This is a genomic window from Pseudomonas spirodelae (genome assembly GCF_034653255.1).
GTDB lineage: Bacteria > Pseudomonadota > Gammaproteobacteria > Pseudomonadales > Pseudomonadaceae > Aquipseudomonas > Aquipseudomonas spirodelae.
In genome coordinates this window covers 107,206-127,538 of sequence record NZ_JAYEET010000013.1, presented here as the reverse complement: position 1 = coordinate 127,538, position 20,333 = coordinate 107,206, and the positions used below count along the sequence as shown (strand labels likewise).

Annotated in this window: 20 protein-coding genes; 5 read left to right on the top strand and 15 right to left on the bottom strand. The window is 58.7% G+C overall.

The annotated features are described in order from the left end of the window. The first annotated feature begins 160 nt into the window (after window positions 1–160). Complete coding sequence (locus SOP97_RS05565; protein WP_322948524.1) at window positions 161–1,564, top strand: MBL fold metallo-hydrolase; 1,404 nt, start codon at window positions 161–163, stop codon at window positions 1,562–1,564. Between the two features lie 122 nt (window positions 1,565–1,686). Next, window positions 1,687–2,766 carry an LOG family protein gene (locus tag SOP97_RS05560; RefSeq protein ID WP_322948523.1) on the top strand — a complete coding sequence of 360 codons (1,080 nt, stop codon included), beginning with the start codon at window positions 1,687–1,689 and terminating at the stop codon, window positions 2,764–2,766. Between the two features lie 196 nt (window positions 2,767–2,962). Here SOP97_RS05560 and recX read toward each other — a convergent pair whose 3' ends face one another. From recX to SOP97_RS05545, 3 genes are all read right to left on the bottom strand, one after another. Continuing rightward, window positions 2,963–3,427, bottom strand: a complete 465-nt coding sequence (gene recX / locus SOP97_RS05555; protein WP_322948522.1) for a recombination regulator RecX — start codon at window positions 3,425–3,427, stop codon at window positions 2,963–2,965. A gap of 11 nt (window positions 3,428–3,438) precedes the next feature. Further along, window positions 3,439–4,482, bottom strand: coding sequence for a recombinase RecA (gene recA, locus SOP97_RS05550; RefSeq protein WP_322948521.1), 1,044 nt, complete (start codon window positions 4,480–4,482; stop codon window positions 3,439–3,441). Between the two features lie 90 nt (window positions 4,483–4,572). Next, window positions 4,573–5,085, bottom strand: coding sequence for a CinA family protein (locus SOP97_RS05545; RefSeq protein ID WP_322948520.1), 513 nt, complete (start codon window positions 5,083–5,085; stop codon window positions 4,573–4,575). Window positions 5,086–5,163: 78 nt separating this feature from the next. Between SOP97_RS05545 and mutS the strand changes: the two genes are divergently transcribed. Then, on the top strand, window positions 5,164–7,737 hold the full coding sequence (gene mutS / locus SOP97_RS05540; RefSeq protein ID WP_274086770.1) for a DNA mismatch repair protein MutS: 2,574 nt from the start codon (window positions 5,164–5,166) through the stop codon (window positions 7,735–7,737). A gap of 138 nt (window positions 7,738–7,875) precedes the next feature. Then, a complete protein-coding gene (gene fdxA, locus SOP97_RS05535) occupies window positions 7,876–8,199 on the top strand; it encodes a ferredoxin FdxA (RefSeq protein WP_274086771.1) in 324 nt (107 codons plus the stop codon). 499 nt (window positions 8,200–8,698) lie between these two features. Here fdxA and rpoS read toward each other — a convergent pair whose 3' ends face one another. The 9 genes from rpoS to SOP97_RS05490 all read right to left on the bottom strand — a co-directional run bounded on the left by rpoS (window position 8,699) and on the right by SOP97_RS05490 (window position 16,708). Further along, on the bottom strand, window positions 8,699–9,706 hold the full coding sequence (rpoS, locus tag SOP97_RS05530; RefSeq protein WP_322948519.1) for an RNA polymerase sigma factor RpoS: 1,008 nt from the start codon (window positions 9,704–9,706) through the stop codon (window positions 8,699–8,701). 101 nt (window positions 9,707–9,807) lie between these two features. After that, window positions 9,808–10,659, bottom strand: coding sequence for a peptidoglycan DD-metalloendopeptidase family protein (locus tag SOP97_RS05525; RefSeq protein ID WP_322948518.1), 852 nt, complete (start codon window positions 10,657–10,659; stop codon window positions 9,808–9,810). Between the two features lie 50 nt (window positions 10,660–10,709). Next, a complete protein-coding gene (locus tag SOP97_RS05520; RefSeq protein ID WP_322948517.1) occupies window positions 10,710–11,648 on the bottom strand; it encodes a polyprenyl-phosphate transporter in 939 nt (312 codons plus the stop codon). 24 nt (window positions 11,649–11,672) lie between these two features. After that, window positions 11,673–12,308 (bottom strand): protein-L-isoaspartate(D-aspartate) O-methyltransferase, encoded by a 636-nt coding sequence (locus tag SOP97_RS05515; RefSeq protein WP_274086992.1) that lies wholly within the window; start codon window positions 12,306–12,308, stop codon window positions 11,673–11,675. 38 nt (window positions 12,309–12,346) lie between these two features. After that, window positions 12,347–13,096: a 5'/3'-nucleotidase SurE gene (gene surE / locus SOP97_RS05510; protein ID WP_274086775.1), complete on the bottom strand. Its 750-nt coding sequence runs from the start codon at window positions 13,094–13,096 to the stop codon at window positions 12,347–12,349. Then, window positions 13,084–14,142: a tRNA pseudouridine(13) synthase TruD gene (gene truD / locus SOP97_RS05505; protein ID WP_322948516.1), complete on the bottom strand. Its 1,059-nt coding sequence runs from the start codon at window positions 14,140–14,142 to the stop codon at window positions 13,084–13,086. The genes surE and truD overlap by 13 nt, the downstream gene beginning before the upstream one ends. Then, window positions 14,139–14,612, bottom strand: a complete 474-nt coding sequence (gene ispF / locus SOP97_RS05500; RefSeq protein ID WP_322948515.1) for a 2-C-methyl-D-erythritol 2,4-cyclodiphosphate synthase — start codon at window positions 14,610–14,612, stop codon at window positions 14,139–14,141. Before ispF ends, truD begins: the two co-directional genes overlap by 4 nt. 98 nt (window positions 14,613–14,710) lie before the next feature. Then, window positions 14,711–15,556 carry an S-formylglutathione hydrolase gene (fghA, locus tag SOP97_RS05495; RefSeq protein ID WP_322948514.1) on the bottom strand — a complete coding sequence of 282 codons (846 nt, stop codon included), beginning with the start codon at window positions 15,554–15,556 and terminating at the stop codon, window positions 14,711–14,713. Window positions 15,557–15,595: 39 nt separating this feature from the next. Continuing rightward, entirely contained in the window at window positions 15,596–16,708 is a 1,113-nt protein-coding gene (locus SOP97_RS05490; protein WP_322948513.1) for an S-(hydroxymethyl)glutathione dehydrogenase/class III alcohol dehydrogenase, read from the bottom strand. A 131-nt stretch (window positions 16,709–16,839) separates the two neighbouring features. On the opposite strand from SOP97_RS05490, the gene SOP97_RS05485 reads away from it, so the two are divergent. Beyond that, window positions 16,840–17,733 (top strand): LysR family transcriptional regulator, encoded by an 894-nt coding sequence (locus SOP97_RS05485; RefSeq protein ID WP_322948512.1) that lies wholly within the window; start codon window positions 16,840–16,842, stop codon window positions 17,731–17,733. 1 nt (window position 17,734) lies between these two features. Here SOP97_RS05485 and ispD read toward each other — a convergent pair whose 3' ends face one another. The 3 genes from ispD to eno all read right to left on the bottom strand — a co-directional run bounded on the left by ispD (window position 17,735) and on the right by eno (window position 20,197). Beyond that, window positions 17,735–18,445 carry a 2-C-methyl-D-erythritol 4-phosphate cytidylyltransferase gene (ispD, locus tag SOP97_RS05480; RefSeq protein WP_322948511.1) on the bottom strand — a complete coding sequence of 237 codons (711 nt, stop codon included), beginning with the start codon at window positions 18,443–18,445 and terminating at the stop codon, window positions 17,735–17,737. Further along, a complete protein-coding gene (gene ftsB / locus SOP97_RS05475) occupies window positions 18,442–18,723 on the bottom strand; it encodes a cell division protein FtsB (RefSeq protein ID WP_322948510.1) in 282 nt (93 codons plus the stop codon). Before ftsB ends, ispD begins: the two co-directional genes overlap by 4 nt. A 184-nt stretch (window positions 18,724–18,907) precedes the next feature. Further along, window positions 18,908–20,197, bottom strand: a complete 1,290-nt coding sequence (gene eno / locus SOP97_RS05470; protein WP_322948509.1) for a phosphopyruvate hydratase — start codon at window positions 20,195–20,197, stop codon at window positions 18,908–18,910. Window positions 20,198–20,333 lie beyond the last annotated feature (136 nt).

The following is a 20,333-nucleotide window of genomic DNA, read 5'->3' as shown; positions in this document are numbered from 1 at the left end:
GACAGTCGCGGTCGGGCTGGAGCTGCAACGTGTTTCGCGATGAAACGGCAACAGACCCTAGCGCAAGGGATTTAGGCAGATGCTGACCTGTATCAACACCCTCGTCCGCTTATTAGGACAGCTTTAAGCACGACCCATTCAACTCCTTCAAGGATTAGCCATGGCCCTGCTCAACTTCCTCGGCGCGATTCAACAAGTCACCGGTTCCTGCTACCTGATTGAAAGCCGTGACGGTGCACGGGTTTTGCTCGATTGCGGCATGCGCCAGGGACGCCGCGAAGAGGAAGACGGCAACCGCGCGCCGTTTGCCTTTGACCCGCACACGCTAGACGCCGTGGTAATTTCCCACGCGCACATTGACCATACCGGCTTACTGCCCAAGCTGGCGGCAGAAGGTTACCGCGGACCGATCTTCGCGACGGATGCGACCTGCGAGCTGATGGAATTGATGCTGCTCGACGCCGCGTTTATCCAGGAGAAAGACGCTGAGTGGGAAAACAAGTGGCGGGCGCGCATGGGCAAACCTCCGATCCACCCGCTGTACACCACCGCTGACGCTGAGCAAGTCCTGAGCCAGCGCCGCCCGATGATCTGCGGCGAAAACCGCGAAGTGGCCAAGGGGGTCAATGTGACCTTCCACGATGCCGGGCATATTCTCGGCTCGGCGATTGTCGAAATAGAAGTGCAAGACCATCACCTGACTCGCCGCCTGGTGTTCTCTGGCGACTTGGGCAACACCTGCTCGCCGTTGATGCAAGACCCCAGCACGCTGACCCAAGCTGATGTGGTGCTGCTGGAATCAACCTACGGCGATCGCGATCACCGCTGCAGCGAAGACACCCTGGACGAGCTGGCGGAAATCCTCCAGCAAGCCCATCGCGATGGCGGCAACGTGCTGATCCCCTCCTTCGCCGTTGGCCGCACCCAAGACCTGATCTATTACCTGGGGCGCTTTTATCAAGAGGGGCGCCTGCCGCAGCAGGCGGTATTTCTCGACAGCCCCATGGCCATAAGGGCGAATGCCATCTACTCACGCTTCCAGGACCAGTTCGCCGCCGAAGACCGCGCGGCGCTGGCGGCCAAAAAGGTTAAGCGCATTGAAGACTGGCTGCCCATCCTGCATTGCACGCCAACCCCGGAAGACTCAATGGCAATCAACCGGATTAAAAGCGGCGCGATCATCATCGCAGGCAGCGGTATGTGCACCGGCGGGCGTATCGCCCACCACTTCAAGCACAACCTCTGGCGCGAAGACTGCCACCTTATTTTTCCAGGTTTCCAGGCCAAGGGCACCCTCGGGCGCAGCATTGTCGATGGTGCACAGAGCGTCAAAGTCCTCCATCAGCGCATCGCAGTAAAAGCCAAGGTGCACACCCTTGGCGGCTTCTCGGCGCATGCGGGGCAATCGCAACTCATTGATTGGGTCAGTCATTTTGAGCACCACCCGGAGCTGTATCTGGTGCACGGTGAGCTTGAGAAGACGCAGGCGTTGCAGCTAGCCTTGCGTGAGCGTCTGAACTGGATCGCGAATATTCCAGAGCCTGGCGAACAAATCGCCCTCTGATGCGAGCAGCCCCTGACAACCCACGCGGTGTTCGGCGCACAAACCGTTAGCTGCCAGGCATACTCGGGGCATGGCTGAAGCGGTAACGCGAGCCTCAGCCGGCAACCAAAAGGAGAAGTTGTATGCCCGATGAATCGGACGATTACCTGTCCCGGCATTTTCAGATCAGCGGCGTCGACCTGAACAGTAAAGTGCAAGAGCTGGCGAGCTTGGCCGCGCCCCCCAACAGCCCCAACATCAAGCTCTACCAGGCCATGCTCAGCACGGTTGTGCGCATGGCCCAAGCGGATCGCAACCGCTGGGATGCCAAGATCATGCAACAAACCCTGCGCGAAATGGAGCAGGCCTTCAGCGCGCTGGAGCAGTTCAAACGGCGGCGCAAGGTGACCGTATTCGGCTCGGCACGCACACCAACCGATCACCCGATTTACAGCCTGGCCCGCGACCTTGGCGCGACGCTCGCCAAGCACAACCTGATGGTCATCACCGGTGCAGGTGGCGGCATCATGGCGGCCGCCCATGAGGGCGCAGGCCTGGAAAACAGCCTGGGGTTTAATATCACCCTGCCCTTCGAGCAAAACGCCAACGCCACCGTGCAAGGCAGCAACAACCTGCTGTCCTTCCACTTCTTCTTTCTGCGCAAGCTGTTCTTCGTCAAGGAAGCCGATGGCCTGGTGCTTTGCCCCGGCGGCTTCGGCACGCTCGACGAAGCGCTGGAAGTGTTGACCCTGATCCAGACAGGTAAAAGCCCGCTGGTACCCGTGGTGTTACTCGACCAGCCTGGCGGCACCTTCTGGACCAGCGCCCTGACGTTTATCCGTGAACAACTGCAGGACAACGGCTACATCATGCCCAGTGATATGCATCTCGTGCGCCTGGCGCACAGCGCCGAAGAGGCGGCCGAAGAAATCGCTCAGTTTTACAGCAACTTCCACTCGAGCCGCTGGCTCGAGGAACGCTTTGTTATCCGCCTTAACCATGCGCTGAGTGAAGCCGCCATGCAGCAGCTCAATAAAGCGTTTCACGACCTGTGTACGGAGGGTGATTTCCAACAGCAGGCGTACTGTGAATCGGAGCAGGACGAACCCGAGCTTTGCCACATGACGCGCCTGGCCTTTGCCTTCAACGGCCGCAATCATGGGCGCCTGCGCGAATTGCTCGACCTGATCAATCAGCCACACAACTGGGCGGAAAACGCCTGATCTGTCGCCCAGCCGATAGCCTGCGTGCAGGCTATCGGTAATCGCGGCTCAGCCGGCTAACAGGAAAAATCAGCCACACGGGTTTCAGTCCAGAAAGCATTTGCCTCCAGTACTGCTGCATCATCGGCGTGTAGAAGTAGGTAATGGGAAAACGTAAGGATTGATACAGGCTGACCGAGCAAAAACTAGCTGCCGCTTAATCGTCCAGAGCCCCTCGCAGCAAACGCCCAATCAACTCGGGCGGATAACCTCGATAGCTGAGAAAACGCCCCTGCTTGGCACGCTCGCGCACATCACGCGGCAGTTCACCGGCAAACTTGCGCTGCCAGGTTTCCTGCAGGTGTTCACGCCAGTCGATACCACTGTCACGCAAGGCCTGCTCGACATCGCCGCGGCTCAAGCCGCGCTGCGTCAGTTCTTCACGGATACGCAGCGGCCCATAGCCGGCACGCGCCTTATAACTGACAAACGCTTCGAGGTAGCGCGCTTCAGACAACAAGCCCTCTTGCGCAAGACGGTCGAGGGCCGCGTCAATCAATTCGTCTGCTGCACCACGGCTGCGCAGCTTACGTGTCAGCTCGACGCGGCCATGTTCGCGCCGCGCCAGTAGATCCATGGCCGCCCGTCGCACTGCGACGGGGTTATCCAGAACAGTGGACATGGACAAACCAATCAGGCGTCAGCGTCAGCCAAGTCACCGGCTGTCGAGTTGGCCTTAACAGAAGGGCTTGCCACCAGCAATTTCTCGCGGATCAAGCCTTCAACGGTGCGAGCAATTTCCGGGTTGTCTTCCAGGTACTTGGCCGAGTTGGCCTTACCCTGACCAATCTTGCTGCCCTGATAGCTGTACCAGGCTCCGGATTTTTCGAGGAAACCGTGAAGCACACCCAGATCGATGATTTCGCCGTTACGGTAGATACCCTTACCGTAAAGAATCTGGAATTCCGCCTGACGGAAAGGCGGTGCGACTTTGTTCTTCACCACTTTGACGCGCGTTTCGCTGCCGACCACTTCGTCGCCTTCTTTCACCGCGCCAGTACGGCGGATGTCCAGACGAACCGAGGCGTAGAACTTCAGCGCGTTACCACCGGTGGTGGTTTCCGGGCTACCGAACATCACGCCGATCTTCATGCGGATCTGGTTGATGAAGATCACCAGGCAGTTGGCATTCTTGATGTTACCGGTGATCTTGCGCAGCGCCTGACTCATCAGACGAGCCTGCAGGCCGACGTGCATATCGCCCATCTCGCCTTCGATTTCGGCCTTCGGTACCAGTGCTGCCACGGAGTCGATAACGATTACGTCGATGGCGTTGGAACGCACCAGCATGTCGGTGATTTCCAGGGCCTGCTCACCGGTATCCGGCTGCGACACCAAGAGGTCGTCAACATTCACACCCAGCTTGCCGGCGTATTCGGGATCGAGCGCATGCTCAGCATCAACGAAGGCGCAGGTGGCACCGAGTTTCTGCGCTTCAGCGATAACCGACAGGGTCAGCGTCGTTTTACCCGAGGACTCAGGGCCGTAGATTTCGACAATACGGCCTTTCGGCAGACCGCCAATGCCCAGCGCGATATCCAGACCCAGCGAGCCAGTGGAGATGGCCGGAATGGCCTGGCGATCGTGATCGCCCATACGCATCACTGCGCCTTTACCGAATTGTTTTTCAATCTGGCCTAGGGCAGCCGCCAAGGCGCGCTTCTTATTCTCGTCCATTTAAGTCCTCACGTAATCAAGAAGGGCCAGCTAGCGGCCACCAACAACTGTATAAGTAGACAGTATTATTCCACAGGGCAAGTCGCCCGCCTACCCCGGGCTTGGATTTTCTTGCGCCAACAGGCGCAACAGCCCAGCCAGAGCGGCCTCAACCGTTTGTCGGCGAACTTCACCACGGTCACCGGAAAACTGCCGGCGCACGCTGAAGAGCTGCTCGCCATCGCCCCAAGCCAACCATACAGTCCCAACCGGCTTCTGCGGCGTGCCGCCATCGGGTCCGGCTACACCGCTGACCGCCACGGCAAAACGCGCCCCGCTATTGGCCTGAGCCCCGCGCACCATGGCTTCGACAACCTCCTGACTCACCGCGCCAACGGTGGTGAACAGACTTTCAGGCACCTCGAGCTGTCGGCTCTTCTGCTTATTCGAATAGGTTACGAAGCCAGCCTCAAACCAGGCCGAACTGCCCGGAACCCGGGTAATGGCTTCAGCAATGCCGCCGCCGGTGCAAGACTCCGCCGTCGTAACCTGAGCCTTAGCAGCCAGCAGTTGCTCGCCCAACTCGGTCGCCAGGCGGGTCAGGGTTTGCTCATTCACAGTCATCTGCACTCCGGGGTTAAAGCCAGCCAGGCCGATACCGTACACTAGGCGCTTTTGCGATTCAGCCGGACAGTTAAAACGATGAGCCAAAGCGACCTCAGTTCTCACACGCCCATGATGCAACAGTACTGGAGACTGAAAAATCAGCACCCAGATCAACTGATGTTCTACCGCATGGGCGACTTCTACGAGATTTTCTACGAGGACGCAAAAAAGGCCGCCAAACTGCTGGATATTACCCTGACGGCCCGCGGCCAATCCGCGGGGCAGGCCATCCCCATGTGCGGGATTCCCTTCCACTCACTGGAGGGCTACCTGGCCAAGCTAGTCAAACTTGGCGAGTCCGTGGTGATCTGCGAGCAGGTAGGCGACCCGGCCACCAGCAAGGGGCCGGTAGAACGCCAGGTGGTGCGCATTATCACCCCCGGCACCATCAGTGATGAGGCACTGCTCGATGAGCGGCGCGATAACCTGCTGGCCGCCGTACTGGGCGATGAGCGTCTGTTCGGTTTGGCCGTGCTGGACATCACCAGTGGCCGCTTTAGCGTGCTGGAGATCAAAGGCTGGGAGAACCTGCTGGCCGAACTTGAGCGCCTCAATCCGGTTGAGCTGCTGATCCCCGATGATTGGCCACAAAACCTGCCCGCCGAAAAGCGCCGGGGCGCAAAACGCCGTGCGCCGTGGGATTTCGAACGCGACACCGCGCACAAAAGCCTCTGCCAACAATTCGCCACCCAGGACCTCAAGGGCTTTGGTTGTGAAAACCTGACGCTGGCCATCGGCGCAGCGGGCTGTCTGCTGGCGTACGCCAAGGAAACTCAACGCACTGCCCTGCCGCACCTGCGCAGCCTGCGTCATGAGCGCCTGGACGATACAGTGATTCTCGACGGCGCAAGCCGGCGCAATCTTGAGCTAGATATCAACTTGGCCGGCGGGCGTGAAAACACCCTGCAGTCGGTCGTTGACCGCTGCCAGACCGCCATGGGCAGCCGCCTGCTGAGCCGCTGGCTAAACCGCCCGCTGCGCGACCAATCCATTCTCGAAGCGCGGCAGGAGTCGATCGCCTGCTTGCTGGAGCGCTATCGCTTCGAAACCCTGCAGCCGCAGCTCAAAGAAATCGGTGATCTAGAGCGTATTCTGGCGCGAATCGGCCTACGCAACGCCCGTCCACGTGACCTGGCGCGCCTGCGTGATGCCCTGGCCGCGTTACCGACCCTGCAAATGGCCATGGCCAATCTAGAAGCGCCTCATTTGACCAGTCTGGCGACGAGCGTCAGCACCTACCCGGAACTGGCCGAGCTGCTAGCAAAAGCGATTATCGACAATCCGCCGGCGGTGATTCGCGATGGCGGCGTGCTGAAAACCGGCTACGACGCCGAACTGGACGAATTGCAGTCGCTCAGCGAAAACGCCGGCCAGTACCTGATGGACCTGGAAACCCGCGAAAAAGCCCGCACCGGGTTGGCCAACCTCAAGGTCGGCTACAACCGTGTACACGGCTATTTTATCGAGCTACCGAGCAAACAGGCTGAATCTGCTCCGGCAGACTATATCCGCCGCCAGACCCTGAAAGGCGCTGAGCGCTTTATCACCCCCGAACTCAAAGAGTTCGAGGACAAAGCGCTATCGGCCAAGAGCCGCGCCCTGGCTCGCGAGAAATTACTCTACGACGAGTTGCTGGAGCGCCTGATCAGCCACCTCGGCCCGCTACAGGACAGTGCTGCCGCTCTGGCCGAACTGGACGTACTGAGCAACCTGGCTGAGCGCGCGCTGAATCTGGATCTGAACCGCCCGCGCTTTGTCGATGAGCCGTGCATGCGCATCGATCAAGGTCGTCACCCGGTGGTTGAGCAAGTATTGACCACGCCGTTTGTGGCCAACGACCTGAGCCTGGACGATGACACGCGCATGCTGATCATCACCGGACCGAACATGGGTGGTAAATCCACCTACATGCGCCAGACCGCACTGATCGTTTTGCTTGCGCACATCGGCAGCTTCGTCCCGGCAAAAAGCTGCGAGCTATCGCTGGTTGACCGTATCTTTACCCGTATCGGTTCGAGCGATGACCTGGCCGGTGGCCGCTCGACTTTTATGGTGGAAATGAGCGAAACCGCCAATATTCTGCATAACGCTACAGAGCGCAGCCTGGTATTGATGGACGAAGTCGGCCGCGGCACCAGCACCTTCGACGGCCTATCACTGGCCTGGGCGGCAGCTGAACAGCTGGCCAAGCTGCGCGCTTACACCCTGTTTGCCACCCATTACTTTGAACTAACCGTGCTGCCGGAAAGCCAGCCCATCGTGGCTAACGTGCACCTCAACGCCACCGAGCATAATGAGCGCATCGTATTCCTCCACCATGTACTGCCTGGCCCAGCCAGTCAGAGCTACGGCTTGGCCGTGGCACAACTGGCGGGCGTACCGAATGAGGTCATCCTGCGCGCCCGCGAGCATCTGGCACGCTTGGAAACCACTAGTCTGCCGCATGAGTTACCCGCCACACAGCCAGGTCAGACTGCGGCACCGTTGCAGAGTGATATGTTCGCCAGCCTGCCGCATCCACTGCAGGAAGAATTGCGCAAGATCAATCCCGATGATCTGACTCCGCGCAAAGCGCTGGAACTGTTATATACATGGAAGACACGCTTCTAACGCTATTGCGCGCGAACTGTTAGAATCGCGCGCATTTTTACGACTGCCCGACTTAAAGCCTGAGCCGTGGCCACCACCCCCTAGCCGCTAAAGCCCGCATAGAACGGGGCAGGCTGGCGCCCGAGGAGAGAATCAGACATGACCTTCGTCGTTACCGACAACTGCGTCAAATGCAAATACACCGACTGCGTAGAAGTCTGCCCGGTGGACTGCTTCTACGAAGGCCCGAACTTCCTGGTGATTCACCCGGATGAGTGCATCGACTGCGCACTGTGTGAGCCTGAGTGCCCCGCACAAGCGATTTTCTCTGAAGATGAAGTGCCGGAAGATCAGCAGGAGTACATCGAGCTGAACGCCGATCTGGCGGAAATCTGGCCGAATATCACCGAGAAGAAAGAGTCCCTGCCGGACGCCGAAGAGTGGGATGGCGTGAAGGACAAGCTGCAATACCTAGAGCGCTAGTACAGGCTCCTCGATTGCACAAAAACCCGCCTTGCGCGGGTTTTTACTTTTCTACAGGCAAAAAAAGGGGCGGTATTAACCGCCCACTCTTTTGTCCCTAGTCCCTGTATTTCCCAGCCCATCATCCTGATGAATCGCGCCTTGCGATGTCCTGATTGCCATCCTGACAACCTGTGCTTATCCGTCTGCACAGGTGTAATACTAGCGATCTTTACCGAGCTAACAAGCGCCTGAAATGTAGCCGGCATCACCTGAACCTGCCAAATAAAAATATATAATTTATATAAATCATATAGTTATATTTTTAACAGGCATCTGACCGACCAAGCCACGCACCAAACGCTTACGCAACCTGTAAGCAATGGCTTACAGATGCTCTCGTATAAGTGATCAAGAACACCATCCAGTACGGCGCAAATACACCGTAACTTGATGACTGCCCAGGATAGCGGCTCATAAAAAACCCGGCAGAAGCCGGGTTGGATGTTCGTCATCACGCTCACTGGAACAATGAGTCACTCGACAGGCCGTTCTTTTCCAAGATCTCGCGCAAGCGCTTAAGGGCTTCGACCTGAATCTGCCGAACGCGCTCGCGGGTCAAGCCGATCTCCTGCCCCACCTCCTCCAGCGTACAGCTTTCATGACCACGCAGACCGAAGCGGCGAATCACCACTTCACGCTGCTTATCGGTCAGATCCGAGAGCCATTGATCGATGCTCTGTGACAGGTCTTCAACTTGCAATAACTCGCAAGGGTCGGTCGGACGATCATCCGTTAGGGTATCGAGTAGGGTTTTGTCCGAATCCTGGCCCAGCGACACATCCACCGAGGACACACGCTCGTTCAAGCCGAGCATGCGTTTGACTTCACCCACCGGCTTCTCCAGTAGGCTGGCAATTTCTTCTGCAGAAGGCTCGTGATCGAGTTTTTGGGTCAGTTCACGCGCAGCTCGCAGGTATACGTTGAGCTCTTTAACCACATGAATGGGTAACCGAATAGTACGGGTTTGATTCATGATCGCCCGCTCGATGGTCTGGCGGATCCACCAGGTGGCATAGGTCGAAAAACGGAAACCGCGCTCTGGATCGAATTTCTCTACCGCGCGGATCAGACCGAGGTTGCCCTCTTCAATAAGGTCCAACAGGGACAGGCCACGGTTAACGTAACGGCGAGCAATCTTCACCACCAGGCGCAGGTTACTTTCGATCATGCGCTTGCGACCCGCGGGGTCGTCCTTCTGCGCCAAGCGCGCAAAGAACACTTCTTCTTCGGGCGTCAGCAGAGGCGAGAAGCCAATTTCGTTGAGGTACAGCTGAGTGGCGTCGAGCGCGCGGGTGTAATCAATATATTTGTGCTGTTTGCTGCTGGCGGTGGACGCCTTAGCGGTGCTGCGGGAAAGTGGCGCTAGCGCCTCGTTTGAGTCGTCGTCAAGGACAATAGCCGGCTCCATAAGGAGCACTTCATCATCAACATCAAACTCCGGCGCTTCTTTTTTATTGAGAGCCATTTTTGTTATTCCTTGCTGAGTTCGACAGCAAGCCCTAGCGCACCAACTCCCTGGTTGCACCGGGCCCGTCCTCCTACGAGTGGGGACAGGCTAGCGCAAGGTCAACGTTTAGGCAGATATTGCAGCGGATCTACAGGTTTACCTTGGCGGCGCACTTCAAAGTGAAGTTTGACCCGGTCGGTTCCTGTGGAACCCATTTCGGCAATTTTCTGCCCGGCCTTGACCTGTTGCCCCTCCTGCACCAACAGCCTGCGGTTATGACCGTAGGCGCTTACATAGGTATCGCTATGTTTGATGATTATCAACTCGCCGTAGCCCCGTAAACCACTCCCGGCGTAGACCACTGAACCATCAGACGCGGCCAAAACAGGCTGGCCTAATTCACCACCTATATCAATGCCTTTATTCAAACTGCCGTTTGAGGAAAAACGTCCGATAACCGCACCATTCGATGGCCACAACCAACCCGATGCAGAGCGCTGCGTAGGCGGTAACGCACTGATGCTTGGCGCAGTCTTGACCGGGGCTGGCGCCTGGATTGGCGCAGGGTTGCTGCTAATCGGCGTGCTCGGCCGGCGGGCCGGCGCCACAACCACGGGCGTACTGGCCACCACTGGCGGGCGACTGGCAGGCTGCCCGTCAAAGCGAATAATCTGGCCAACTCGAATCAAATACGGCTGCGCAATAGCATTACGCGCGGCCAGCGCCCTCCAGTCCCAGCCAAAACGGAAGGCAATGGAATACAGCGTATCGCCGCGCTTCACCTGGTATTGACCACTGCGAACCGGCTGACGCTGCGGAGCCTGACTGGCTGTACGGTCAACCACTTTGACGCCACCGGGTGGCGGACTCGCACAGGCACTCAAAAGCACGCCCAGGACAAGGCCACTCAACAGGTGACGAGCACTGCTGGCGCGAATCGGCAATTGAATGGCTGTGAAACTCACCTGCATCTCCCTCGGGTAAAACTGACTGCATTTAACAGGCGAGCATTGTGCCGCAATTATGGGTTATCGCCAGCGCTTTGCGGGCTGCGCCCGGCCAACCACTCCAGCGCCAGCACCAGCATGATGCCGGCAATAGCCAAGGTAATGGCTAGAAGAAGCTGAGGGTCCTGCCCGCTAATTTCAGCGAAGCGCTCAGGCCAGAGGTTCGTTTGCAGCAGCGGCACCTGCTCGCCATGGCTGTCGGTGCGCCACGTCAGGGTTTCCTTCCAGGGCCAGATTTTGTTCAGTGAACCGACCATCAGCCCGGTGAGAAAAGCCAGGGTCAGGTCGCGCCAGCGCGTCAGCAGCCAGCGCAGAATCCCGGCAAAGCTGACAATACCGACCAGGCAGCCACTGGCAAAAATCAGTAATACGGTGACATCCAGCCCTTTCACCGCCGTCAGCACGAAGCTGTACAAGCCCAGCAGAACCAGAATAAAACTGCCGGAAACGCCAGGCAGAATCATTGCGCAAATAGCGATAGCGCCGGCAAAGAACAGGCTCAGCGGGTCATGCCCCAACTGCAGCGGCGCCGCCACGGTAATCCAGTAGGCGAATGCCGCCCCCAACGCCAGACTGACAATCCGCGTCCAGTTCCAGTGCTGAATCTCGCGCACGACCAGGTGAGTGGAAACCAGAATCAAGCCAAAGAAAAACGACCAAACGGGGATCGGCTGCTCGGCCAACAGATAGGTAATCAACCGCGCAAGACTGAGGACGCTTGTCATGACGCCCAGCAGCAATACCAACAGAAAAGTCGCATTGGCGGCCTTCCAAGCCTCGGCAATGCGCCCGCGCAGGAACAGGCCGAGCGCCACCGGCATGCTCGAAATCGAACGCAGCAACTCGTCATAGATACCGGTAATAAAAGCTACGGTGCCGCCTGAAACACCGGGCACTACGTCGGCCGCGCCCATGGCAATGCCTTTGGCGTAAAGCAGGAAATACTTCTTCATGGGTCCATCCGCGAACAATCTAAGTCAGGCCAGGGGCCCGTTAAGCAAAGGCACAAAACGCACAGCATCGAGTACGTGCCGCGAGAAACCGTCTTCTTCACGGATGATCAGCATGAGTTCCTGCTCATCACCTGCACCAACTGGAATGACCAAGCGTCCGCCCGGAGCCAGCTGATCGAGCAAGGCTTGCGGCACATTGGCCGCCGCCGCCGTGACGATGATGCCGTTGTAGGGCCCTAAGGCATTCCAACCTTCCCAGCCGTCACCCCAGCGAAACACCACGTTGCGTAGGTTTAACTGAAGCAGACGTTCCTTGGCCTTATCCTGCAGATTCTGGATACGCTCGACACTGAACACCCGCTCGACCAACTGAGCCAGAATCGCCGTCTGGTAGCCTGAGCCCGTGCCGATTTCCAGCACCTTGTCCAAGGGGCCTGCGGCCAGCAGTAGCTCACTCATACGTGCAACCATATACGGCTGCGAGATGGTCTGATTGCTGCCAATCGGCAGCGCCGTGTCCTCATACGCGCGATGCGCCAGGGCTTCGTCTACAAACAGGTGACGCGGTGTGCGGCGAATAGCCTCCAGCACATGGGCGTTGGACAACCCCTCCTCGTAAAGACGCTGAATAAGGCGCTCGCGGGTGCGCTGCGAGGTCATGCCAATACCGCGGTGCAAGTCATCCTGTTCACGGAAGATCACAACAGCCCCTCCAACCAGGGTTGCAGGCTGCTGAACCCTTCTTGAAACGTACGATCCAGCTGTAACGGCGTGACCGAGACGTAGCCCTGCATCACCGCATGGAAATCCGTGCCAGGGCCACCGTCTTCAGCGTCACCGGCCACCGAAATCCAGTAGCCCTCTTTACCACGCGGGTTGACCACCTTAACCGGCGCAGCAGCCCGCGCACGGTGCCCCAGACGCGTCAGCTGGATACCACGGATGTGCTCCAGCGGCAGGTTGGGGATATTCACGTTAAGCACAGTGCGCGGCGGCAGGTCGAGCTGCTCGTGCGCCTCAACCAACTTGCGGGCGAAATACGCAGCCGTCGGCAGGTTATCCGGCAAACGTGAGAGCAAAGAAAAGGCAAACGCCGGACGCGCCAGGAAGCGCCCCTCCAGGGCAGCCGCTACCGTGCCGGAATACAGCACGTCATCGCCCAGATTAGCCCCTAGGTTGATACCCGACACCACCAGATCCGCCACATGCGGCAGCAAGCCATTAAGGCCCAGGTGCACGCAATCGGTGGGGGTACCGTTAAGGCTGATGTAGCCGTTGGGCAAGGTCGTCGGATGCAAAGGACGATCAAGGGTCAGCGAGCTGCTGGCACCGCTTTTGTCCTGATCGGGAGCAATCACTGCGCACTCGGCGTAGTCCGCTAACGCTGCATGCAGCGCAGACAGGCCTGGCGCAGCAACGCCATCATCATTGGAAATCAGAATACGCATGGGTTGTCCGTCTGCCCTGCAGGCAACAGATCGACAAGCTCGCGCACCAAGACGGTGGCGAAGCATCCAGCCGGCAGGACGAATTCCAGTTGCAAAATGTCAGGCTCGGGATAATGCCACGACAGGCCGCCAATAGGGAGGCGCAGGATACGCCGCTCATGGGTCATGCCCGCTTCTGCCAACCAGTCGACCAACACAGCCTCGCGCGCCGCCAAGTCCTGCTCCAGTGCCTGGCCACTTCCTTCAGCCGCCGACACACCGGCGCCCCACAAAGGCCCGGTAGGGTGAAGATCAAGTATGGCCAAACGTGGGTCGGCGCACTCAGTCTCACCGGCAGGAAAAAAACTGCGACTGTCGGTGAAGGCCAGTAAATCACCCAGCAATGCCTGATTCCAAGTACCGGCTTTGACCCGCTCAGCCAACACTTGATTGAACAGATAACTGCGCGCCGCCGAGAGTACCCGCGAGCGCACATTGCGTTTTTCCGGCAGGCTTTTACCCTGCGCAAAATGCCGGGCATGGGCGACGTTACCGCCCTCATGACCGAAGCGCTGCAGGCCGTAATAGTTGGGCACGCCTTGAGCGACGATCTGGGTCAGGCGCTGATCCAGCGCTTCGCGGTCCGCAGCCAGCTGCGTCAGGCGCAGGGTAAAGCCATTGGCCGCATGGGCACCGCGTTGCAGTTTGCGAGTATGGCGTATCTGCTTGAGGATGCTCAGGCTGGCATCTTCGGCAGCGCTCAGGTCCGGATTAGCCTTGCCCGGCAGGTGTAGGCTGAACCACTGACGAGTCAGGGCCTGGCGATCTTTGAGGCCGGCATAGCTGATTAGCCGCAGCGGTACACCAGCGGCGCGGGCAATACGCTTGGCGGCCTCCTCGGTATTCAGCTCACGCTTTTCCACCCACAGCCACAGGTGCTCACCCTCGCCGGCCAGCGGGATATCCAGCACCTCATCGACCTGAAAGTCTTCCGCCACGGCCTTGAGTACTGCCGTGCCGCAAGGCTCACCATGGGCGCGCGGGCCCAGCAATTGAAGTTCGTTCATCGGGTGACCAACAGCGCGACCGCATGCACCGCAATGCCTTCTTCACGCCCGGTAAAACCCAGCTTCTCGGTCGTGGTGGCTTTGACGTTGACCTGATCCAGGCTCACCTGCAGGTCTTCGGCAATGCGTGCGCGCATGGTTTCGATATGTGGAGCCATCTTCGGTGCTTGGGCGACGATGGTGGCGTCGACATTGCCGACCTGCCAGCCCTTGGCGTGAATCAGCCCGAGCACATGGCGCAGCAAGGCGCGACTGTCTGCCCCCTTGAAGGTCGGGTCGGTGTCGGGGAAGTGTTTGCCGATATCGCCCAGCGCCGCCGCGCCAAGCAAGGCATCACTCAACGCGTGCAGCAGCACGTCGCCGTCGGAATGGGCCAACAGGCCAAACTGATGGGGGATTTGCACGCCGCCTAGGGTAATAAAAGAACCCTCGGTAAAGCGGTGCACGTCGTAGCCGTGGCCAATACGCATAAAGAACAACGCCCTGAAAAAGTCAGGGCGTGATTCTAACTGAAAGCAGCAGGCAGAAGCCGGCTTGCTGGCGAAGCACCTTACTCGCCAGCGGGATCTCAGCCCAACAGCGCCTTGGCGTGATGACGCAGATGGTCATCAATAAAGCTGGCGATAAAGTAGTAGCTGTGGTCGTAACCGGGCTGCAAACGCAGGGTTAACGGATGCCCTGCCGCTTGCGCAGCGGCCTTGAGGGCATCCGGCTTGAGCTGGTTTTCCAGAAAATCATCGCGATCACCCTGATCAACCAGAATCGGTAGCTTTTCCGTGGCCTCGGCCAGCAAAGCGCAGGCATCCCATTCACGCCAACGCGAACGCTCATCACCCAGGTAGCGCGAGAATGCCTTCTCACCCCAAGGACAGTTGCTCGGGTTGCTGATCGGCGCAAAGGCCGACAGCGACTGATAACGTCCCGGGTTACGCAGAGCGCACACCAATGCGCCATGCCCGCCCATGGAGTGACCGCTAATGCCGCGTTTATCGGATACCGGGAAGTTGGCTTCGATCAGCGCTGGCAGCTCCTGCACCACATAGTCGTACATGCGGTAATGCCGCGCCCAAGGCTCTTGGGTGGCGTTCAGGTAGAACCCCGCACCCGAACCAAAGTCCCAAGCCTTATCCGGATCATCCGGGACATCCGCGCCACGAGGACTGGTGTCCGGCGCGACGATGATCATCCCCAGCTCGGCCGCCAGCTTGTGCGCGCCGGCCTTCTGCATAAAGTTCTCATCGGTGCAGGTCAACCCGCTCAGCCAATACAACACCGGCAGTTTGCCGCCCTGCTCGGCCTGCGGCGGCAGGTACACGGCAAATACCATGTCACAGCCCAGCACCGCAGATCGGTGCCGATAGCGCTTATGCCAACCGCCCGCACTCTTCTGGCAGGAAATATTTTCCAAGGTCATAGAGCCTCCAGTGGGCGGCCATGCAGCCGCCCAGCGTGATCAGAAGTGGATAACGGTGCGGATGCTCTTGCCTTCATGCATCAAATCAAAGGCCTTGTTGATGTCTTCCAGCGGCATGTTGTGGGTGATAAAGGTATCCAGCGGGATTTCACCCTTCTGCGCTTTTTCTACATAACCCGGCAGTTCGGTGCGGCCTTTTACGCCGCCAAACGCCGAACCGCGCCAGACGCGGCCAGTGACCAGCTGGAACGGACGGGTGCTGATTTCTTGGCCGGCGCCGGCCACGCCGATAATCACCGACTCACCCCAGCCCTTGTGTGCGCATTCCAGCGCGGCGCGCATCAGCTGCACATTGCCCACACACTCAAAGGAGTAATCCACGCCGCCGTCGGTCATCTCGACGATGACCTCCTGAATTGGCTTGGCGAAATCCTTCGGGTTGACGAAATCAGTCGCGCCCAGCTCACGCGCCACGTCGAACTTGGCCGGATTGATGTCGATGGCGATGATGCGCGAAGCCTTGGCCATCTTCGCGCCAATAATCGCCGCCAGGCCAATACCGCCGAGGCCGAAGATCGCCACAGTCGCGCCCTCTTCCACTTTGGCGGTATTGAGCACTGCCCCGATACCGGTGGTGACGCCGCAACCGAGCAGGCAGACTTTTTCCAGCGGCGCTTCCTTGGGGATCACCGCCAGGGAAACCTCCGGCAGCACGGTGTATTCGGAGAAGGTCGAGCAGCCCATGTAGTGATAGACAGGCTCGCCGTTATAGCTGAAGCGACTGGTGCCATCCGGCATCAGGCCCTTGCCCTGCGTGGCACGTACCGAGCTGCACAGGTTGGTCTTGCCGGAGGTGCAGAATTTGCACGTACGGCACTCGGCGGTATACAGCGGAATCACGTGATCACCGACCTGCACCGAGGTCACGCCCTCGCCAATGGCTTCAACAATCCCGCCGCCTTCGTGGCCCAGTACTGCCGGGAACACGCCTTCGGAGTCCTCACCCGAGAGGGTGTACGCATCCGTGTGGCACACGCCGGTGGCGACAATACGCACCAATACTTCACCGGCCTTGGGCGGCTCGACATCGATTTCAACGATTTGCAGCGGCTGGTTTGGGGCAAAGGCTACGGCGGCGCGGGATTTGATCATGATGGCTCTCCAGGGGATTCAACAGTGCGCAGAGTCTAGATCAGTGCCTTAAAAAGATTAATCCGCTAAAAAACAAAACATTCTTGCTGCACAGGGATAATCTGCCGGTAAAACGCCTAAGGGAAACCGTTATGAACCGCTGGGAAGGCCTGGATGAATTTGTCGCCGTCGCCGAATGTGGTCAGTTCACTGCCGCTGCCGAACGCCTGAGCCTGTCATCATCCCAGGTCAGCCGGCAGATCGCCCGCCTGGAAGAACGCCTGCAGACGCGCCTGTTCTATCGCAGCACCCGGCGCGTAGCACTGACCGAAGCGGGGCAAACCTTTCTGCAACATTGCCAGCGCCTACAGGACGCCCGCGAAGAAGCGCTGCGCGCCGTCGGCGATTTAGGCAGCGAACCCAAAGGCCTGCTGCGCATGACCTGCGCAGTAGCCTATGGCGAACGCTTTATCGTGCCGCTGGTCACCGAATTTATGATCCAGCATCCGCAGTTGCGGGTGGATATCGAGCTGACGAACCGCACCCTCGACCTGCTGCACGACGGCCTGGACCTGGCTATCCGTCTGGGGCGCTTACAGGATTCGCGCCTGGTGGCTACGAGGCTGGCGTCGCGACAACTGTACCTGTGCGCGGCGCCCGACTATCTGCAGCGCTATGGCCGGCCACACTCGCTGTCCGAGCTGAGCCAACATAATTGCCTAATCGGCAGTTCGGATATGTGGAGCTTTCAGACCAACGACCGGGATATCAGCATGCGGGTACAGGGCAACTGGCGCTGCAACAGCGGCCAGGCGGTGCTGGAAGCGGCGTTGCGCGGGGTGGGCTTGTGCCAACTGCCGGATTACTACGTGCTGGAGCATCTGCGCAGCGGCGCACTGGTTTCACTGCTGGATAACCAGCAACCGCCGGATACCGCAGTATGGGCGATCTACCCCCAGCAACGGCACCTGTCGCCCAAAGTGCGGCGATTGGTGGACGTTCTTAAACAGGGGCTCGGCGAGCGCTGCGAATACCGCAAGGACTAAGCTAGCAGCGCCCTTGCCAGAGCAGGCTAAGGCCCTGCAGGTCTTCCGGGCGGGTGACTTTGAGGTTATCTGCACGGCCTTCAATCAGCCGCGGCGCCTGCCCCGCCCACTCCATAGCAGAGGCTTCATCGGTAATTGCCACACCGGCAATCAACGCATCAGCCAGCGCGCGCTGCAACTCACCCAAGCGGAACATCTGCGGGGTAAAGGCCTGCCAGATGGTCGAGCGATCAACTGTAGCCTGCACGCGACCATCGGCACCCGCGCGCTTAAGCGTGTCGCGAGCGGGCACAGCGAGCAACCCACCCACCGGGTCATTGGCTAACTCGGCAAGCAATAAATCCAGGTCGCTCCGGGCCAAATTCGGCCGCGCCGCATCATGCACCAATACCCAGTCTTGGTCCCCTGCGCCCAATTCATTCAAGCGCAGCAAACCATTGAGTACTGAATCAGCACGCTCAGCACCACCGTCAGCCCGCTGAATACGCGGGTCACTGGCACAGGCCAGCGTTGGCCAATAAGGGTCTTCAGCGGCCAGACTGACCACCACACAGCGTAACTGTGGGTGCTCAAGGAAGCACGCCAGGGTGTGTTCAATAATGCTTTTGCCGGCCAACTGCAGGTACTGCTTGGGCCGATCGGCACGCATCCGACTACCAATGCCAGCAGCCGGGATCAGCGCCCAGAAGTGGGGAAATTCGTGGTTGTTCATTCAGCCAACTGATAGAGGGTTTCACCCTCTTTGAGCATGCCCAACTCTTGTCGCGCACGCTCTTCGACGGTCTCCATACCGCTTTTTAACTCCAGAACCTCAGCCTCGAGAATCCGGTTACGCTCTTGCAGCTGCTGGTTTTCACCTTGCTGGTCAGCGATTTGCTGCTGTAACTGGGACACCTTCGCCAAGCTGCCATCACCCACCCACAGGCGATACTGCAGGCCTGCCAGCACGGCAATCAGCACGATAAACACCCAGTAAAAATTATTGCGCATAGCGAAAAAGCTTCCGAACGTAAAAAGGGGCGACTCGCGCCGCCCCCTTTTACCATGCCTTGAGTGATCACTGAAAATATCGCGAGCGAAGACTAGTGCCGAACCCGCTCCCGGCGGGCAACGGCGTCAGCCACATCCATGTAGGCCACAAGGCGCAACGCTGTAACGTCAAGCGCAGCGGCGTTTAGCCACGGAACTCGGCGCGGCCCTTGTACGGAGCTTTAGCACCAAGCTGCTCTTCGATACGCAACAGCTGGTTGTACTTGGACACACGATCCGAACGGCACAGCGAACCGGTTTTGATCTGGCCAGCAGCAGTGCCCACGGCCAAATCGGCAATGGTGCTGTCTTCGGTTTCACCCGAGCGGTGCGAAATCACGGCGGTATAGCCCGCTGCTTTGGCCATCTGGATGGCTTCCAGCGTTTCGGTCAGGGTGCCGATCTGGTTGAACTTGATCAGGATCGAGTTACCGATTGACTCGTCGATACCGCGCTTGAGGATCTTGGTGTTGGTTACAAACAGGTCGTCGCCAACCAACTGAACCTTGTCACCGATCTTGTCGGTCAAGACTTTCCAGCCCGCCCAGTCAGACTCATCCATACCATCTTCGATGGAAATGATCGGGTAACGCTCAGACAGACCGGCCAGGTAATCCGCAAAACCTTCAGCGTTGAAGACTTTGCCTTCGCCAGCCAGGTCGTATTGACCGTCTTTGAAGAACTCGCTGGAGGCGCAGTCCAGAGCCAGGGTGACATCATCACCCAGGGTGTAGCCAGCATTAGCTACAGCTTCGGCGATGGCCGCCAGAGCGTCTTCGTTGGACGCCAGGTTCGGTGCGAAACCACCTTCGTCACCCACCGAGGTGCTCAGGCCACGGGCTTTGAGTACCGCTTTGAGGTGGTGGAAAATCTCAGTGCCCATACGCAGTGCGTCAGAGAATGTCTTGGCACCGACCGGCTGCACCATGAATTCCTGAATATCGACGTTGTTATCGGCGTGCTCGCCGCCGTTGATGATGTTCATCATCGGTACCGGCATCGAGTAAACACCTGGAGTGCCGTTCAGGTCGGCGATGTGCGCATACAACGGCACGCCTTTGGCCTGAGCAGCGGCCTTGGCCGCAGCCAGGGATACCGCAAGGATGGCGTTGGCACCCAGAGTGGCTTTGTTCTCAGTACCGTCGAGCGCAATCATGGCCTGGTCCAGCGCTTGCTGGTCGATGGCATCTTTACCCAGCAGCAGATCGCGGATCGGGCCATTGATATTGGCCACAGCCTTCAGTACGCCCTTGCCCATGTAACGGCTCTTGTCGCCATCACGCAGTTCTAGCGCTTCACGCGAACCCGTGGAGGCACCGGACGGCGCACAGGCGCTGCCAAAGATACCGCCTTCAAGAATTACATCGGCTTCCACAGTCGGGTTACCACGGGAGTCGAGAACCTCACGGCCTTTGATGTCGACGATCTTTGCCATTGCGTGTAGCACTCCAAAAAATTGACGAAAAAGGTAGTACTGAGATGCACACTTATTGCGCACTGAAGGTTAATCCAGCGCACAACATGTACCGACTATTCAGCCAGATTGTATACAAAGCTCACTTTACCGGAGA